Source organism: Gordonia sp. 852002-10350_SCH5691597 (assembly GCF_001665715.1).
In the GTDB taxonomy this organism is placed as follows: Bacteria; Actinomycetota; Actinomycetes; order Mycobacteriales; family Mycobacteriaceae; genus Gordonia; species Gordonia sputi.
In genome coordinates this window covers 1-15,999 of the sequence record NZ_LZMO01000076.1, presented here as the reverse complement: position 1 = coordinate 15,999, position 15,999 = coordinate 1, and the positions used below count along the sequence as shown (strand labels likewise).

Below are 15,999 nucleotides of genomic sequence, written 5' to 3'. Positions count from 1 at the left end.
TACGAACGCGGTCGTCGACGTCAAGTCTCTCGACACCGGCAAGTACCCGACCGAACCTCGGAAACCATTCGGTGAGGCCACCGGAGACCAGGTCGTCACCTACGACGCGCAGCGTATGGCGCAGTACATCGTCGCGCCGTTCGAGATCGACGCCGACCTCACCGAATGGTTTCCGAGGTTCGGTCGGGTACTTGCCGGTGTCGAGAGACTTGACGTCGACGACCGCGTTCGCTGCGGGGTCGGAGTCGCTGACGGCGTTGCCGTCGACGGAACACCCGCTCAGCAGAACAACCGCAGCGAATCCGCTCGCCAGCAGCGTCTTGGGTCCTCGCCGATTACCTCTCATCGTGTTACTCGCCCTCTCAGGTGGTGCGCACTCGGGCCAGCGTGGCCGCGACCGGTTCATTCAGTTCGCTCAGCAGGCTATTACACGACGCTCATATGAAGCATGTCCGCGTCATTCACGTCGTCTAGATGGCACAGCGTCGACGACGGGACGTTAGACTCACGCCCTGTCGGGCCGCAGATCGGTTTTGGTCTACAAGCGGTGCACCGACAATGCGGCGCCGTGGCGAATGTGTCCGGCGCGTACACGGATCGGGTACGGGGACGAGGCAATGGCTGCACAGGCGCGGAGCGCAACGGAGCGGAAGTCCGCTGCCGGCGACGCGTCGGCCATTGTGGACGCCGCGTCGACCGTGCTGCGCGCCTACAAGATGGACACCCTCGCCGACGTCGCTGCCGCCAAACTGGCCCGGGATCGGCAGGCCCGCACGGTTGTGGTCGTCGGGGAGGTGCAGCGGGGTAAGAGTTCGCTGGTCAACGCGCTGGTCGGGCAACGCGACCTGTGCCCCGTGGGGGTCGAGGTGACCTCATCGACCGCGGTGTCGGTCACCGTCGACGCTGCCCTCGACGTCGACGAGACCGCCGAACTGTTCTTTCCGTCCGGGACATCGCGGACCACACCGGTCGATGAACTCGCGCAGTGGGTGACCACCGATGGTGCGCATGTCCGCGACCCGCAGGTCGACGAGCTGCCGACCTCCGCCGCAGTCGGGGTCCGCACGGCGCGGGTCTCCGACATGACGTTGGTCGACACCCCGGGTGTGGGGGGACTCGACGTCGGGTTGGCCAAACTGGCTACGCAGTCGGCCCAACAGGCGTGTGTGCTGGTGCTGGTGTGCGACGCGTCGTCGCCGTTGACGGCCCCGGAGATGGAGTTCGTCCGCGAGGCGTCGTCGACGGTCGACTCGGTCGTCGTGGTGGTGACGAAAACGGACAAGAACCTGCGCAGATGGCGCGAGATCGTGAGCGAGAACGAGCGCCTGCTGACCCGCGAGATCGGGCGTCCGTTCCCGGTTTTCGGGGTGTCGAGCCTGCTGGCATCGATCTCCGCCGACCTCGTCGAACCCGCTGAACGCGAGCGGCTCGAGAACGAGAGCGGTATCGCGACGTTGCGCTCCGAACTCACCCGACGGCTCGACGCTGCGGCAGATCTGCCGGAGGTCGACGCCGTGCGCACCTGCCTCGAAGGTCTGAAAGTGTTGCGCGCCAAGATCTCTCGCGAACTCGACGCCGTGCAGGCTGGCGCCAAAGCGCTACCCGACCTCACCGCTGAGCGCGACAGACTCACCGATCTGCAGGAGCAGGCGCGGGAGTGGGAGCAGTACCTCGCCCGTGACCTCACGTTGCTGTGACAGCAGGCGGTCGACGGTCTCGAACGACGCCTCGACGACGTACGCGACAAGTGGACGCTGTACGTCAACAAGCACGGCATGCAGGTGCTGCGCCGCAGCGAACAGAAGTTCACCGCGGACATGCACGCCGATCTCCAATTGGCGATGGCGCAGACACTCGCGGAGTTCCTGCAGCGACTCCACGACACCGTCGTCGCCCCCCGATTCGCCGACGACCCCACCGTGTGGGAGGAACTGCGCGCACAGATCGTCGAGTCCATGCAGGACAAGCGGATCGAAACCCATCAGGTTGCGAGCAAGCGGCATGGTCTGCTCGATCCGACGCTGCTGACCATGGGTGTTGTCGGCTCCTCGACGCTCGGCGGGATACTCGGACTGAGCGCCCTGATGGGTGTCGGCGTCGTGGTCGGCACGGTGTGGGTCGGAGTGAACCTGGGTTTCCGTGCGATCCGAGCAGGCAAGGCGAACCTGCTGACCTGGCTGCGGGAGACCATCGGCGCGACCAAGGCCGCAACCGGACGCCTCCTCGACAGTGCCGTTGCGCAGTCGCGACCAGAGATCGTCATCCGCTACCGAAACTATCTGCGCGAGAACATCGAGACGCTGCAGAACACGATCAACGAGGTCCAGAAGACAGCGCAATCCGACGCCGCGTCGCGGGAGAAGACCGTTGCCCGCCTGACGTCGAACCTCGAGGTCGTCGACAAGCGGATCGCGTCGGCCGACAAGTATCTTGCGCAGGTGAAACGATGACCGCCTCCTCCGGCAACGATCCGGTGCATGCCGCTCTCGATCGCGGTCTGCGACAACTCGCCGGTCTCGGTGGCGACCTCGTCTCCCACGCCAACTCGATCGGCACCATCCTGTGGTCGCCGCCCCGAGTTGTCATCGTCGGACGCTTGAAGGCTGGCAAGTCGACGCTGGTCAACGCGCTGATCGGGGCGCCCGTTGCTGAGACCGCCGCACTCGAGGCCACCAACGTTGTCACCGTCTACTCCGACGGCAGCCCGTCGCGCGCCGAGATCGTCGGAGTCGACGGCCGACGCCACCGCGTCGCCGTCGCGGCCCATCAGCCGGTCGAGCTACCGCTGCGGTCGGCGGAGATCCAGTTCGTCGAGCGGTGGATGCCGTCGGCGTCGTTGCGGCAGCTCACACTCATCGACACGCCTGGATTGTCAACGCTGACAACCGAAAACGACACGGCCACACGACGTGCGGTGATCGACGGATTCGAGCAGACGCGCACGGCGTCCGTCGACGCCGACGCCGCGGTCTTCCTGTTCGACGCCGCGCCGCGCACAGACGAGATCGAGTTCCTCTCCCAGCTGCCGTTCACCCCGCTCAACATGCTCGGAGTGCTGTCGCGAGCCGATTCGTTCGGCGAGGGCGCACTCGGACGGCGCGACCCGATTCCCCACGCCGCCGACCACGCTCGCGTTCTGGCAAAGCAACTGTCGGAGACGGTCAGCGACGTCGTGCCGATCTCCGGGCTCATGGCCCAAACCAGCCACACCGGCATGCTGACCGAAGACCTCGCGTCGGCGTTGGCCCGCCTTGCGCCGCTGTCCAGGCTCGACGTGGTGCGCACCTTCGACAACGACGACGTCCGAAGCGAGCTGCCGCCGCAGGTTCGCGCGCGATTACTCGGTCTGCTCGGGGAGTACGACGTTCTCAACGGTCGCCAGATCGCCGCTCGCGGAGCTGCGGAGCTCAATTCGTGGTTGACCTCGCTGTCGGGCATCGACCAATTGCTTGGCGCGTTGACCACGTCGACAGCCCGGTATGCCGTTCTGCATCGGGCACACCGTATCCTCGCCCGACTTGATCAGTTGGCTTTCACCCATCCGGCGCGCGACCACATCCGGACGCTCACGATGGGACTTCGCAACACACCGGAGTTGCATCTGGTCACCGTGCTCGAGGACTACCAGCGCATGCTGCGTACCGACCCGAACGCGGCGGTCACCGAGGAGTTGCACACCATCCTTCGTGCAACGTCGGTAGCCGGCCAGGTCGGGCTACCCCCATCGGCACCGTCGCATGCGGTGGCCGCAGAGGCGCAGCGTCGTCTGGCGATGGCGCATCAGCGTTCGCTCGCCACGAGTTCGGCGGCCGAGGATGCGGCACTCGTCGCCCTGATCCGCAGCTACACCCCGTTGACCACCCCGACCGCCCCCAGATGAGCAACCGGCTCACGAGCAGCACACAGGACACCCACACGCATATGTCACCGACCTGGATTCTCGCCATCGACTTCGGTACGTCGAATTCCGCTGCCGCGCATTCGGGTGCGACAAGCGGAAGCATCGAGACGCTGTCGCTCTCGCACACGAGCAATCTGATGCCGTCGAGTGTGTATGTCGCGGCCCCCGACCGGATTTCCGTCGGTGAGCCCGCGCGCAACCTCGCGCAGCAGAATCCGACCGGTTTCGTCGCTTCGCCCAAGCGACTGATCACCGGTGCTCCGACGACGGTGATCGCCGGCTACACGATGCCGTCGGCGTTGCCGGTCGCCGCGGTGATGTCGGCGATCATCTCGCGTGGCAAGGCAGCGCACGCGGGGCAGTTGCCGACGCAGGTCGTCTTGACCCACCCCGAGGCGTGGGCCCCGCAGCAGGTCGGAGTGCTCGTCGAGGCGGCGATGCGCGCGGGAATCGACGGCTCACGGATCAGCACTATTTCCGAACCGCGTGCTGCGGCAGCCCATTACAGCCGCTCCCATGCCATGCAGCCGGGTGCGCGGATCGCGGTCTTCGACTTCGGCGGCGGCACCCTCGACATCGCTGTGCTCACCGTGACCGGACCGAACGCCTTCCAGGTGATCGCCGCCCGCGGTGACAACGGCCTCGGCGGCAAGAACATCGATGCGCTGATTCAGCGATGGGTGGAGCAGCGCCTCGCCGATCGCGACCCCGAGTTGGTCGAGTGGCTGCGTCGACGTGCGCCGGTCGACGTCGTGCAGAGCCTGCAGGAGTCCATCCGAAGCGCCAAAGAGCTGCTGTCCGAAGCGCCGTCAGCGACCATCACGATCAACAACACCCCGCAGGGCCGCCAAACCCTACAGATCACCCGCGACGAATTCGACGAGTTGATCGCCCCGGCGGCCGAGCAGGCCTTGCGTCTGACCAGGGCAACACTGCTCGACGCAGGGATCACGCATCCGGAGCAGTTGACCGCCCTGTATCTGACAGGTGGGTCGTCGCGGATCCCGCTGATCCAGCAGCGGCTCGGTGAGGTTGGACCGGTAGCCACGCTCGACGACCCGAAAACCGTTGTGGCACAGGGTGCATTGGTGACGGCGGTCGGTGATCGCGGTGTCGACACCCGTGAGCGGCCGGCTGCTCCCACAGCCGCCGAGTTGATGACACCGCCCACGCAGCAGGCGCCGGGCGGGCGCTACCAGTCCGGTGCATCACAGGCACCGCCGGGACAGCAACGCGTTGCGCCGACACCGTCGCCGACACCGGCGTCGTCGGGTGGACGGAAGTGGGGTCGACTCGCGCTGATCGGTGTGGCGGTCGTTGCGTTGATCGGCATCGTGGTCGGTGGTATCGCCCTCGTGAACCGTAGTAGCGGAGATGACAACCCGAATCAGGCGGCCGGAAGCTCGACGGCCGCCGCGCAGACTGCTGCGAATGGTAGTGCGATCATCACCGATGAGAAGCAGCTCTACAACCTGCTGCCGTCCGCATTGCAGGATGGCGTCGAGGATTGCCGCAAGAGCGACTTCACCCAGAGCGGTGCGCTCACCTTGATGTGCAACATCAAGAAGGACGGGTCGTTGGCGTCGTTCTTCGCGAAGCAGTCCTACGGGGGAATCGACGCGTTCATCAGTTTCTACTCCGACTCGACCAAGGTGCAGAGCACCATCACGTCGCTCCGGAACGGAACCCTGAGCAACGGCAAGGGAACCCTTGTGGAGGACTCTGCGCGCGTGTCCGCAGCGGAAATCGCCGACGACACTGCCACCAAGTCCGCCACCGCGACCTACGCGAACACGTCCAACAACCTGGGGATGACCATATTCGGGCTCGCGTCGATCGACGACGGCAAGACATTTCTGAGTCGCTCCGGATTGATTTCCTAGAACGCGGAACATTCCACGCATCCGGTCGCATCCAATCCCTGAACGCACAAGCAAGCCCGCCCGATGACGGGCACGAGAGAAAGAAGTCGTGACATGACCGGCACACCCGATCCGAAGCTCGCAGGCCTGAACGTCGAGGGCAACATCACCACCGACTCCGTCGAAGACACCAACCACGACGGTGTGCCCGAGACGGTCCACATGCACGACGACGCCGGAAACAAGATCGACGCGGTCATCGGCGACAACGGCGACGTGACCTTCACCGAGAACGGCAAGCCCGCCGGAACGGTCACCGCCGACGAGCTGAACTCGGGTACCCAGGACTCGAGTGCCCAGGACTCGAGTGCCCAGGACTCGGGCGCCCAGGACTCGGCTACACAGTCGGCTGACTCCTCCGCGCCGACGGAAACCCAGGTCCCCGAATCGAATTCGGAGCACGACGCCAAGCCGAACATCACCTCGGAAGCGCCCTACTCCGAGAAGTCTGACGCCGAGAAGTCTGACGCCGAGAAGTCTGACGCCACGCCCCCTGTGAGCCCCGCGGATGCGCACTCCGACACCTCGTCGCCTTCGGAACCGGCTCCCACCGCAGCACCGCCGGAGGCAGCGGCACCGACTGAGGCAGCCGCGCCGACCCATGCCGCTCCGCAGGCCGAGGCCCAGGCACCGACCGAGGCCCAGGCACCGACCCAGGCCGCCGCGCCGACCGAGGCCGCGGCGCCCCAGCAGACTCCCGCTGAGTCGGAGAATGGCCTGCACGTTGATTCAGCTGTCGACACCGACGGTGACGGCAACGCCGACGTCGTCCACCTCACCGACGATGCGGGAAATCACCTCAACGCCTACCTCGACAACGCGGGCAACGTCACGCTGGTCGAGGGTGACGCCAACCATGACGGCAAGGTGGATACGGTTGCCTACGCCGGCGAGGACGGCACCACGATCGTCGAATCCGATACCGATGGCGACGGACACGCCGACCTGCGCTCGATCCTCGACGAGCGTGGCGAGGTCCGTGAGGTCGACACCCTCGACACCCACGGCAACGTCACGAGCGCCACGCTGGATCTGAACCAGGACGGCACCCCCGACGTCAAGCTCATCGACACCGATCACGACGGCAAATTCGACACCACGGTCCTCGACGTCGACCACGACGGCGTTCCCGACACCGTGCTTTCCGACACCGATGGTGACGGCAACGCCGACACCGTGAGCTACATCTACGGCGGCCCGGACGGCGCCACCGATCCGTCGGCACACGACGAGTCGCACGAGACGTACGGCACCGACTCGCACACCTACGACGATCACGCCACGCACAACGACGCTCACGCCGATCTGCACGGAGACGCATCCGTCTGATCGACCATCAGTCTGCTTGTCCTGCAGTCTGATCGACCGTCGAATCGGCGGGCCACCAACGTTCGAACAACGCCGGGCGGCAGCCCCAACGCAGATCGCGGGGGCAGCCGCCCGGCGTTCGTCGCGGCGCGTGCGCGTCGTTCACCCATGCAGAAGGCGGACATTCGATGACAACCACTGCTCCGATGCGCGGCAGCGTGAGCGTCGAATCGCGTGTGTACGCGCTCGGTGACACGACGCGGATCGCAGTGGGATCGGCCCTCGACAACGACATCATCGTCGACCACCGGGACGTGCGCGAACACCATCTCGTGATCGAATGGCGTGACGACACATGGCATCTCGTGAGTGTCGACGGGGCAACGCTCGTCTCGTCGGGTGTCGCGGTGGTTGATCTTCCGATCACCTCGACGGCAGCGGTACATCTGGGGCCGCCGTTGCCACCTGAGTGGGAAGCCTGTGCGTCTGCCAGATTCGACGCCCCGCTCGCGACCGAAGACATCCAGCATGACCCGTTCACCGACACGCGAGCAGTGACACTCGTCGGACGTGCCCCTACGAACAACCTCGTCGTCGACGACGTGCTCGTCTCCCGACACCACGCCCGCCTCATCAGCGGGTCCGGCGCGCTGCATCTCGAGGATCTCGGCAGTGTCAACGGCACATTCGTCAACGGACACCGGATCGGGCGAGTGGCAGTCACCGACGGCGACACCGTTACCGTCGGTAACACCGACCTCGTCGTCAGCCGCAGCGGTCTCGTCGCAGCTGAAAACGCTTCCGGGCCAAACGCTTCCGACTACAGCGCTTCTGGGTCCAACGCTTCTGGGGGCGGCCTGCAGGTCGAGGGCATCGGACTCGTCGTCGACCGCACCAAAGAACTCCTTCATGACGTCGATCTCGTCGCCCGGCCGGGCACGTTGACAGCACTCGTCGGCCCATCCGGCGCGGGCAAGTCGACACTGTCGAAGATCGTCGCCGGCCTGACCGCTCCAACGTCGGGTCGGGTGTTGTTCGACGGACACGACGTCCACGCCGAGTACGAGTCCCTGCGCACCCGCATCGGTATGGTGCCCCAACACGACGTGCTGCACCGCAAACTGACTCTGCGGCAGGCACTTCGGTTTGCCGCCGAGCTTCGGCTCCCCGAGGACCTTCCCGAATCCGAGCGCGACCGCGTGATCGCGGGAGTGCTCGGCGAACTCCAACTGTCCGAGCACCTCGACACCCGCGTCGACGCGTTGTCGGGTGGCCAGCGCAAACGAGCGTCGGTGGCGATGGAATTGCTCACCGGCCCTTCGCTTCTCATCCTCGACGAGCCGACGTCGGGTCTTGATCCGGCACTCGACAGACAGGTCATGGCCACGCTGCGGCGACTCGCCGACGCCGGGCGCACGGTCATCGTCGTCACGCATTCGCTGACCCTCCTCGCCATGTGCGATCAGGTGTTGTTGCTCGCACCCGGCGGCAAGACGGCGTTCTGCGGACACCCTGCCGAGGTCACGCCGGCGATGGGGAGTAGCGACTGGGCCGAGATATTTGCCTACGTCGCAAGCCATCCCGACGATGCCCACCGCAGGCACCTCGCGCGGGCCGACGGACACGTCTCGCATCGACACCGTTCGACGCCGAGCACGCGGGTCGTGCGGACGCCTCCCCAGACCAGCGCTCAGCGCCAGGCGAGCACGATAGCGCGGCGGCAACTGCGACTGATCCTTGCCGATCCCGGTTACCTTGCCTTTCTCGTGGTGATGCCGGTCGTGTTGGGGCTGCTGACGTTGGTGATCCCCGGCAGTGCCGGTTTCGGCGTAAACACGGCGCAAGACACCGCGGGCGAATCGCTTCAGGTCCTCGTCATCCTGGTGATCGGTGCCTGCTTCATGGGAATGGCGCTGACCGTCCGCGATCTCGTCGGTGAACGCGACATCTTCGAACGTGAACGCGCAGTGGGACTTCGACCCGGCTCGTACCTGACCGCCAAGATCGGCGTCTACTTCGGCGTGGCGATCGCGCAATCGGTGGTGATGGTGGTGATCTGCTATCTGGGCAAGGGGCTGCCGTCCGGAGGTGTCGTCGGAGCGGCGCCGGTCGAGTTGCTCGGCGCGGTCGCGCTCATCGCCTGCCTGAGTACGGTTGTCGGACTTGCCATTTCGGCCGCGGTGAAATCCAACGAACAGACGATGCCGCCGTTGGTCATCCTCGTCATCTCGCAACTTGTGTTCTGCGGCGGGCTCTTTCGGCTCAGCGCGCCGGGTCTGTCGCAGCTCGCGTGGCTCTTCCCGTCGTACTGGGGGTACGCAGCATCGGCGATGGCGGTGGACCTGCCGTCAGTCGCCCCGCTGGCCCCACAGACACGTGGGGCGCACCTCTGGGAGCCCGCATTCGGCAATGCGCTCCTGACTACGAGTGCGCTCGCGTTGCTCGGCGTGCTTCTGATCGCGTACACGGCGTCGAAGCTCCAGTTGAAACGATAACGACCCGAGTGACCTACCTCACAGAAGGTTTTCGACGCCGCGCGGCACATTCGGAGGGTGTCGGCGCATCCAATCTCTGACGGTGCGAGAAGCGCGCCGAACGATCTGAGGAGACGCGATGTACCCCAGCCAGAACCAGCCGATGCCCGCTTACCGTGGCGCAACCCAGGCCGGACTCGACGGCCGCACCACCGTGATGCGGCCATCGGGTCGTGACCTGAATGCGGCTTCCGTGCAGCGCCCATCGCTGCAGGAGAACCCGTCGACGTCGTGCCCGCCGTCGAACATGGGTTGGGCGGCCGCGGCGCTGCTCTTCTTCTGGCCGCTGGCCTTCGCGTCATTCAGCAATGCGGGCAGTGTCGCGACGCTCTGGCTCTCCGGCGACCGCGTCGGCGCGCAGCACGCGTCCGACCAGGCGAAGAAGCTCGGAAAGTACTCGTTGATCGCGTTCGCGGTACTGTTCGTGCTCTCGATCGTGCTTTACGTCGTGGTGATCGCATCGGCGGTGTCATCGATGTCGGCCTACCGCGCCTGACACGCACCTGGCAGCATCTAACCGAGAAAGCCGGCGCGCAGTCGAACAAACAGCCGCCCGCTACGAACGAAGGAGACACGGATGAGCGCTGAGGACGACTCCATCCTGACTGCGCTGGGCATCTCGCCCGACGACGTGCAGGCCCCTCCGCCGGGAGTGTTCGAGCACGCGCTGTACGCAGCATTCGAGTCCGACGCCCCGGCCGACGACAGCACCGTCCCCGACATGGACGACGAGCCCGTCGTGCCGGCTGACGACGGCGTTGTCGTCGAGGACGGCATCTATCACGAAGACGGCCAGAACCACGACGGTCACAACGACGGCGGCCACGACAACGGCGATGGCCACAACGACGGCGGTGCGGTGTCGGCCGATCCCGCGGTCCTGCACGACGACGATCCGACGTTGCAGCACGACGATTCGACCGGCCACGACGTCGACCTCGCCGACCACGATTACGGCGATCACGACGGTGGTAGTGGACATCACGACGGGGGCGACTACCACCTGTGAATCGACCGACAAGCATGACGCGCGGGAAGCAAGCGCAATGAGCAAAGTACTGGACAACGTACGTAGTCTGCGCACCGGTGGCACCCGTCACCGGTGCGCAGGCGTGTGATTGATCGAGAGCATCTGTGGACGAAGCGGCACTCGTGATGGCTGCCCGCGACGGCGACCAACGCGCCTTCGCGGATCTGGTCAACGCCCATCGCAACCAGATCTGGGCCGTCTGCTTGCAGATCTGCGGGAACCAGCACGACGCCGAGGACGCGCTCCAGGCGACGCTGCTCGCCGCGTGGCGCAACCTCGACAAGTTCCGCGGCGAGGCGAGATTCTCCACCTGGATGCACCGGATCGCAGCCAACAATGCGCTCGCGTTGATCCGCAAGCGTAAGGCGAACACCACGCTCACCGACTTCAGCGATCCCGAGGCGCCGGTGACGCTCGACGCCGATGACTCGGCCCCTCGGTTCGACGAGCAAATCGCGCTGCGCGATGCGTTACGCGATGCGCTGCAACAACTTTCCGACGATATTCGTGAGGCCGTCGTTCTGCGCGAGTTCGGTGACTTCAGTTACGCCGACATCGCCGAGCATCAGGGCGTCGGCGTGCAGACGGTGAAATCCAGGCTCAACCGTGGTCGCACACAGCTCGCACAGTATCTCCGCGTCAACACGACCGTGGAGCCATAGCGCGCGTTCGGATGTCGTTACTGCTGCCAGGGCTGTGCTGACCGCGGATCAACGTAGTCACGACGACGGTGGTCGCCGAGAAGAGCGAAATCCTCAGCGACAGTTGCGGCCAATTCGACGAACGCGCGCCGCGTCGACTTGGCAAGGAGATCAAGATCGACCTCTGCACCCTCGGACAGGTGGTCGTCGAACGGGATCACCTGCACGGCACGGGTTCGTGCGAGGAAGTGTTGCGCCAGTTGGGTGAGATCGATGCTGGCGCTGCCACGTCGGGGTCCGCTCAGGACGACAATCGCCCGTGACACCAGGTGGCCGTAGCCGTGCGCTTCTAGCCAGTCGAGGGTCGCGCTGGCGCTGCGTGCACCGTCGAGGGCGGCCGTCGAGACGATGATCAACGAGTGCGCGAGGTCGAGGACGCCGTCCATCGCCGAATGCGACAGTCCTGTTCCGCAGTCGGTGAGGATGATGTTGTAGAAGCGCTCGAGAACCTGAATCACCGTGCGGTAGTCCTGCTCGTCGAACGTCTCTGCGGTGGCCGGATCACGTTCGGAGGCAAGGACTTCCAGTCGACTCGCAGACTGTGACGTGTGTCGTCGGACATCGGAGTAGCGGTGGATCTGCTCGTCGAGGAGAACGTCTTGCACCGTCGACGATGTCTGCTGCGGAACACGCTGTGACAGCGTCCCGAGGTCGGGGTTGGCATCGACGGCGATCACGCGATCGCCTCGCAGACTGGCGAACGTCGAGCCGAGACCCACTGTGGTGGTTGTCTTTCCGACGCCTCCCTTGAGTGACAGCACCGCGATCCGGAAGTCTCCGTGGACCGGAGCATTGAGCTGCCTGACCAATTCGTCGTGATACACCGTTGCGCGCGACTCGCTGGGGCTGATCGTGCCTCCGGAGATGCGGTGCACCGTGCGTCGCCAGCCCGATCGCGGTGGTCGACGTGCCTTGCGGAGGAGCATGCCGGAGTCGAGTCCGGGTGCGTACTGATCCTGCGGCGCAACGGGTCCGCCGAAGTGCGGCGCTCCGAATCCTGTGGGGGCCCCGAATGCTGTTGGGACACCGAATCCTGTGGGGGCCCCGAACTGATGGGGTACACCCTGCGGTTGGCCTTGCTCGGGTGGGGTCTGTTGGGGCGGCCCTTGTTGAAGTGCGGCAAACGGGGGGCCGGCGTGTGGTGGCAGTGATTGAGGTGGCACTGCGTGAGTCGGATCAGTAGGTGGCCGACGTTCCGTGGTTGTTGGCAGCGGGACCCACGAGGGAATTGGCGGCGTTTGCGGTAGCGCAGACGTGGCCTCAGGAACTGTCGGATGCTGGCCGGGGGGTGGTATGGGCACGTTCGGCGTCGGCGGCACCACCGGACCTACGGTTGCCCGGACATCAGATTCCTCGCCACCGGAACGCAACTGCTGGTATTGCTCAGTGTCTGATTGGTTGACGTCGTCGTCGTCGATCGAAGGTGGCGGGACGTGAGTACCGCCACCCAGCCATGGGGGTACGGTAGGCACCTGGTTGTTGTTGACCGTCACGTTTGGCCTCGCAATGTCGGGGTTCGGACCCGACAATACAGTGGTGTCTCCTGAGGGCGCTGAATCGCAGTTGCGTGACCCAGGGTGAGCGCTGGAGTGCGAATATCCGTGCCGAAGTCGGCCGGTTGGGAATGGACGCATGTGGCGAGCGCGGAGAATCGAAAGTAGGTGACTGGGCCAGCGTGCCGGACGTGCAGACACTGTCGGGGCAATGACAGTGCTTCAGCCAATCGAGGGCTTCGAGCCGGGAGGTGCACTTCCAAAGGGATGAGCCCGTCGGGATGTTGAAGTCCGAGTACAAAATCTTGCGCTCTGTGGCCAGCGATCTTGAGCGGTCGCGCGAAAGGCCTTGCGCGGGGTTCGAGCGGCGGACGGCGCAGTCCTAATTTCGATCGGGTCGGAGTGGCCGACCAACAACCAGCCGGTCCCCAGGTGTGATCGTGCGAGATCACCCGATCACCCGATCGCGCCGCCCTGATCGGACAGCAGGTCCTTTGGTATCTGTTTGCCCGACCGGATGGCGTCGAAGAACTGTTTGGTGTTGTCTCCCACGGCAAGTGAGTCGCCGTCGTCGGTCTCTTCCGGACCGCCGGTCGGTGTGGTCGTGGTGATCGGGTCGTCGCTGAGCCACCACCCGAGCATGCCCAGGTTCCACAGGTGCGTGGAGTTGTCGACGGTCAGGCCGTCGACCGCACCGCTGATGAACGGGAACAGACGGAACGGGTTGAGTAGCACGCCTGGGCTGGTGGCCTTCGACATCAAGGCCGACAAGAACTTTCGCTGATTGACCACGCGCTCGAGGTCGGCGTTGGGGAATGCTCGGGTGCGGACCAAACCGAGTGCCTGTTGCCCGTTGAGATCGTGACACCCCTTCGTCAGGTTGAGTCCCGCCTTGGGGTCGTGGAGCGATTGGTCGATGCAGATGTTCACGCCGCCGACAGCGTCGACGAGGGTGTCGAATCCGCCGAAGCCGATCTCGGCGTAGTGGTCGATACGGATGCCGGTGAGTTGCTCGATGGTTTTCGCCAGCAGTTGCGGACCGCCGAAGTTGTACGCCGCGTTGATCTTGTAGCTGCCCTGACCGGGGATCGGGACATAGAGGTCGCGCGGGATGCTGATCAGCGTGGCCTTACCGCTGGGGGGCTTGTACGCGAGCATGATGGTGTCGGTGCGTGACCCGTCGCTGTCGCCCGTGGCGAGATTGTCCTTCTGCTGCTGGGTCAATCCCTCGCGGGAGTCGCTGCCGACGATCAGCCAGGTGGTGCCGGGGGTGTCGGAGGGGCGACCGGCGTAACCGGGCAGGGCGTCGACGCGGTGCAGTTTGCTGTCGTAGTAGAAGAACAGTCCCAACGATCCGAGGACGATCACGAGCAGGATGATGAGGATGATCCTGCCGATGCGTCTGGGTCGGCCGAGCTTCGGTCCACGAAACTTCGGCATGCGGCGTCGAGGTGGCGACGCGGGGGCAGCGGTCTGACCCCGATCCGGACGTCGAGGGGGAGCAGACGATCCGCCACGCGACCGGCGGTCGTCGGGCGACACCGGCTCGGGCTTTTGCGTCGGCGCGTACGCGCGTGCGGCCCCGGCGCCCGCCGCTGCGCCGACCGCGGCGTGCGAGGGCTTGGGGTTCGCGGGTCCGGCGTGATCTGCGCCGCGCGGAGCGGGCTGCCGTGAGGGTCCGGGAGGCGCGGGGCGTCGAGGACTCGGTTGCGGAGGCTGGGCACGGTCGGGCGCCGCCGACCACGCCAATGGTGGCTGGTACTCCGCGGCGCGTCGACCTCGATCGTTTCCGTTGGCGCCAGGCACCTGGCGGGTGGGGTCGTAGGCATTTGGGGGTGCGGCGGTTGGATGGGCGCCGTTTGGGGGTGCGGGACGTCGAGGCTGTCCTTGTTGCCGCGGGTCGCCCTGGCGAGCGGGGTGGTGTGCGGGAGTGCGGAGTCGTTGGTCAGCGGGCGGCTGCGGTGCGGGATTTCGCCGCTGACCTGCGGGAGCGCGGTCTCTTCCAGGCGGCACGGGCGCCGGATTCCGCGGCTGCTGCTCGTGCGGCGACGGACCACCGCGGCGCCGCATGTAGCGCGGATCTGGCTCATTCATCAGATCAAATGTACGCGGGCGCCTGGGCACCAAGCGTCATTCACACAGCGCACGGGCCGATCGCGTGGTGCGCTCAGCCGACCCAACCGAGGTGATCGTGGAGCAGTGCGTACCCGACGAACGCCACGACGTCGATCACCGCGTGCGCGACGACCAGCGGCCACACCCGGTTGGTGAGCTGGTAGTAGCGCCCGAAGACGAGACCCATCACGACGTTCCCGATGCCCGCGCCGACACCCTGGTACAGGTGATAACCCCCACGCAGTAGGGCGCTTGCGGCCAACGACATGTTCTCCGACGCACCGAGCTGTCGCAGCCGTGTGATGAAGTAGGCGACGACGATGATCTCCTCAGCAGCTGCGTTGCCGATTGCGATGGCGATCAGCACCGGCCAACGCCACCACGGGCCGTCGACCTCGCTGGGGACGAGGTGAGCGTTCATTCCGAGAGCTCGTGCCGCCGCGACGAGCGCCAACCCGGGCAGCCCGATCACGGCGGCGAGCACAAGACCCGGCGGTACGTCGCGGCCGCTCAGGCGTGCGAGCCCCACGGCGCCCAGGCGCAGGCCGGAACGCCAGAGGAGATAGATGCCCAGTCCGGCGATCGCGAACAGTCGGAGCACGCTCATGAGCTGCCGTAGGAAATCGATCAGCCCGACGGACGAGCGGCTCGGATTGAGTGCGACCGTCGCGTTGCCGACACCGCTGGTCAGCTGCAGTTCGATCAGCGAGAGGATCGCCGAGATCGCCGAGAAGCCGAAGGTCAGCACGCCGACGATGACGAGTTCGACGATCAACGCACGCCGCTCGCGGGGGTCGTCGACCACGTCGACGACTCGCTGCGGCGCCGGTCGGAGGATCGCACCGACCCCGCGCCTCACGTCGACCATGGCCGACAGCCTACGGCGCCGGGCGGGGCGGGCCTCCGGGGCGTCGTGCAGAAACCAGGGGAAGAGTCGCGCGGTCGCGCTGGAATCTGGGGAAGAGTCGGGCGCGCGGTCGGGCAGCCCTCCCGAC

12 protein-coding genes and 1 pseudogene are annotated in these 15,999 nt (G+C 65.8%); 9 read left to right on the top strand and 4 right to left on the bottom strand.

From position 1 onward, the window contains the following. Positions 1–346, bottom strand: a pseudogene (locus A5777_RS25280) (hypothetical protein); the annotation flags it as partial. 271 nt (positions 347–617) lie between these two features. On the opposite strand from A5777_RS25280, the gene A5777_RS25275 reads away from it, so the two are divergent. The 9 genes from A5777_RS25275 (at position 618) to A5777_RS05415 (ending at position 11,357) form a co-directional block, all read left to right on the top strand. Beyond that, the gene (locus tag A5777_RS25275; RefSeq protein ID WP_231894956.1) at positions 618–1,697 is read left to right on the top strand and encodes a dynamin family protein; all 1,080 of its coding nucleotides are present in this window, start codon (positions 618–620) and stop codon (positions 1,695–1,697) included. Positions 1,698–1,775: 78 nt separating this feature from the next. Then, the gene (locus A5777_RS25270; RefSeq protein ID WP_231894955.1) at positions 1,776–2,450 is read left to right on the top strand and encodes a hypothetical protein; all 675 of its coding nucleotides are present in this window, start codon (positions 1,776–1,778) and stop codon (positions 2,448–2,450) included. Then, complete coding sequence (locus tag A5777_RS05445) at positions 2,447–3,880, top strand: GTPase (RefSeq protein ID WP_064861901.1); 1,434 nt, start codon at positions 2,447–2,449, stop codon at positions 3,878–3,880. The genes A5777_RS25270 and A5777_RS05445 overlap by 4 nt, the downstream gene beginning before the upstream one ends. Next, on the top strand, positions 3,877–5,784 hold the full coding sequence (locus A5777_RS05440) for an Hsp70 family protein (RefSeq protein WP_005206171.1): 1,908 nt from the start codon (positions 3,877–3,879) through the stop codon (positions 5,782–5,784). Before A5777_RS05445 ends, A5777_RS05440 begins: the two co-directional genes overlap by 4 nt. 93 nt (positions 5,785–5,877) lie before the next feature. After that, entirely contained in the window at positions 5,878–7,152 is a 1,275-nt protein-coding gene (locus tag A5777_RS05435; RefSeq protein WP_064861900.1) for a hypothetical protein, read from the top strand. 167 nt (positions 7,153–7,319) lie between these two features. After that, a complete protein-coding gene (locus tag A5777_RS05430) occupies positions 7,320–9,626 on the top strand; it encodes an ATP-binding cassette domain-containing protein (protein WP_064861899.1) in 2,307 nt (768 codons plus the stop codon). Positions 9,627–9,744: 118 nt separating this feature from the next. Continuing rightward, positions 9,745–10,161 carry a CD225/dispanin family protein gene (locus A5777_RS05425; protein WP_005206176.1) on the top strand — a complete coding sequence of 139 codons (417 nt, stop codon included), beginning with the start codon at positions 9,745–9,747 and terminating at the stop codon, positions 10,159–10,161. A gap of 81 nt (positions 10,162–10,242) precedes the next feature. Next, complete coding sequence (locus A5777_RS05420; protein ID WP_005206178.1) at positions 10,243–10,674, top strand: hypothetical protein; 432 nt, start codon at positions 10,243–10,245, stop codon at positions 10,672–10,674. Positions 10,675–10,799: 125 nt separating this feature from the next. Further along, the gene (locus A5777_RS05415; protein ID WP_005206179.1) at positions 10,800–11,357 is read left to right on the top strand and encodes an RNA polymerase sigma factor; all 558 of its coding nucleotides are present in this window, start codon (positions 10,800–10,802) and stop codon (positions 11,355–11,357) included. 17 nt (positions 11,358–11,374) lie between these two features. Here A5777_RS05415 and A5777_RS24965 read toward each other — a convergent pair whose 3' ends face one another. The 3 genes from A5777_RS24965 to A5777_RS05400 form a co-directional block, all read right to left on the bottom strand. Further along, positions 11,375–12,766, bottom strand: coding sequence for a MinD/ParA family ATP-binding protein (locus tag A5777_RS24965; RefSeq protein ID WP_442903014.1), 1,392 nt, complete (start codon positions 12,764–12,766; stop codon positions 11,375–11,377). 579 nt (positions 12,767–13,345) lie between these two features. Next, a complete protein-coding gene (locus tag A5777_RS25735) occupies positions 13,346–14,638 on the bottom strand; it encodes an LCP family protein (protein ID WP_442903013.1) in 1,293 nt (430 codons plus the stop codon). Positions 14,639–15,056: 418 nt separating this feature from the next. Then, positions 15,057–15,872, bottom strand: coding sequence for a CPBP family intramembrane glutamic endopeptidase (locus A5777_RS05400; RefSeq protein WP_064861898.1), 816 nt, complete (start codon positions 15,870–15,872; stop codon positions 15,057–15,059). Between the last annotated feature and the right edge of the window lie 127 nt (positions 15,873–15,999).

Coding starts and splice junctions, on each gene's coding strand:
- A5777_RS25270 (WP_231894955.1), top strand. CDS start 1,776: ATGCAGGTGCTGCGCCGCAGCGAACAGAAGTTCACCGCGGACATGCAC.
- A5777_RS05420 (WP_005206178.1), top strand. CDS start 10,243: ATGAGCGCTGAGGACGACTCCATCCTGACTGCGCTGGGCATCTCGCCC.
- A5777_RS05425 (WP_005206176.1), top strand. CDS start 9,745: ATGTACCCCAGCCAGAACCAGCCGATGCCCGCTTACCGTGGCGCAACC.
- A5777_RS05440 (WP_005206171.1), top strand. CDS start 3,877: ATGAGCAACCGGCTCACGAGCAGCACACAGGACACCCACACGCATATG.
- A5777_RS25275 (WP_231894956.1), top strand. CDS start 618: ATGGCTGCACAGGCGCGGAGCGCAACGGAGCGGAAGTCCGCTGCCGGC.
- A5777_RS05430 (WP_064861899.1), top strand. CDS start 7,320: ATGACAACCACTGCTCCGATGCGCGGCAGCGTGAGCGTCGAATCGCGT.
- A5777_RS05400 (WP_064861898.1), bottom strand. CDS start 15,872: ATGGTCGACGTGAGGCGCGGGGTCGGTGCGATCCTCCGACCGGCGCCG.
- A5777_RS05445 (WP_064861901.1), top strand. CDS start 2,447: ATGACCGCCTCCTCCGGCAACGATCCGGTGCATGCCGCTCTCGATCGC.
- A5777_RS05435 (WP_064861900.1), top strand. CDS start 5,878: ATGACCGGCACACCCGATCCGAAGCTCGCAGGCCTGAACGTCGAGGGC.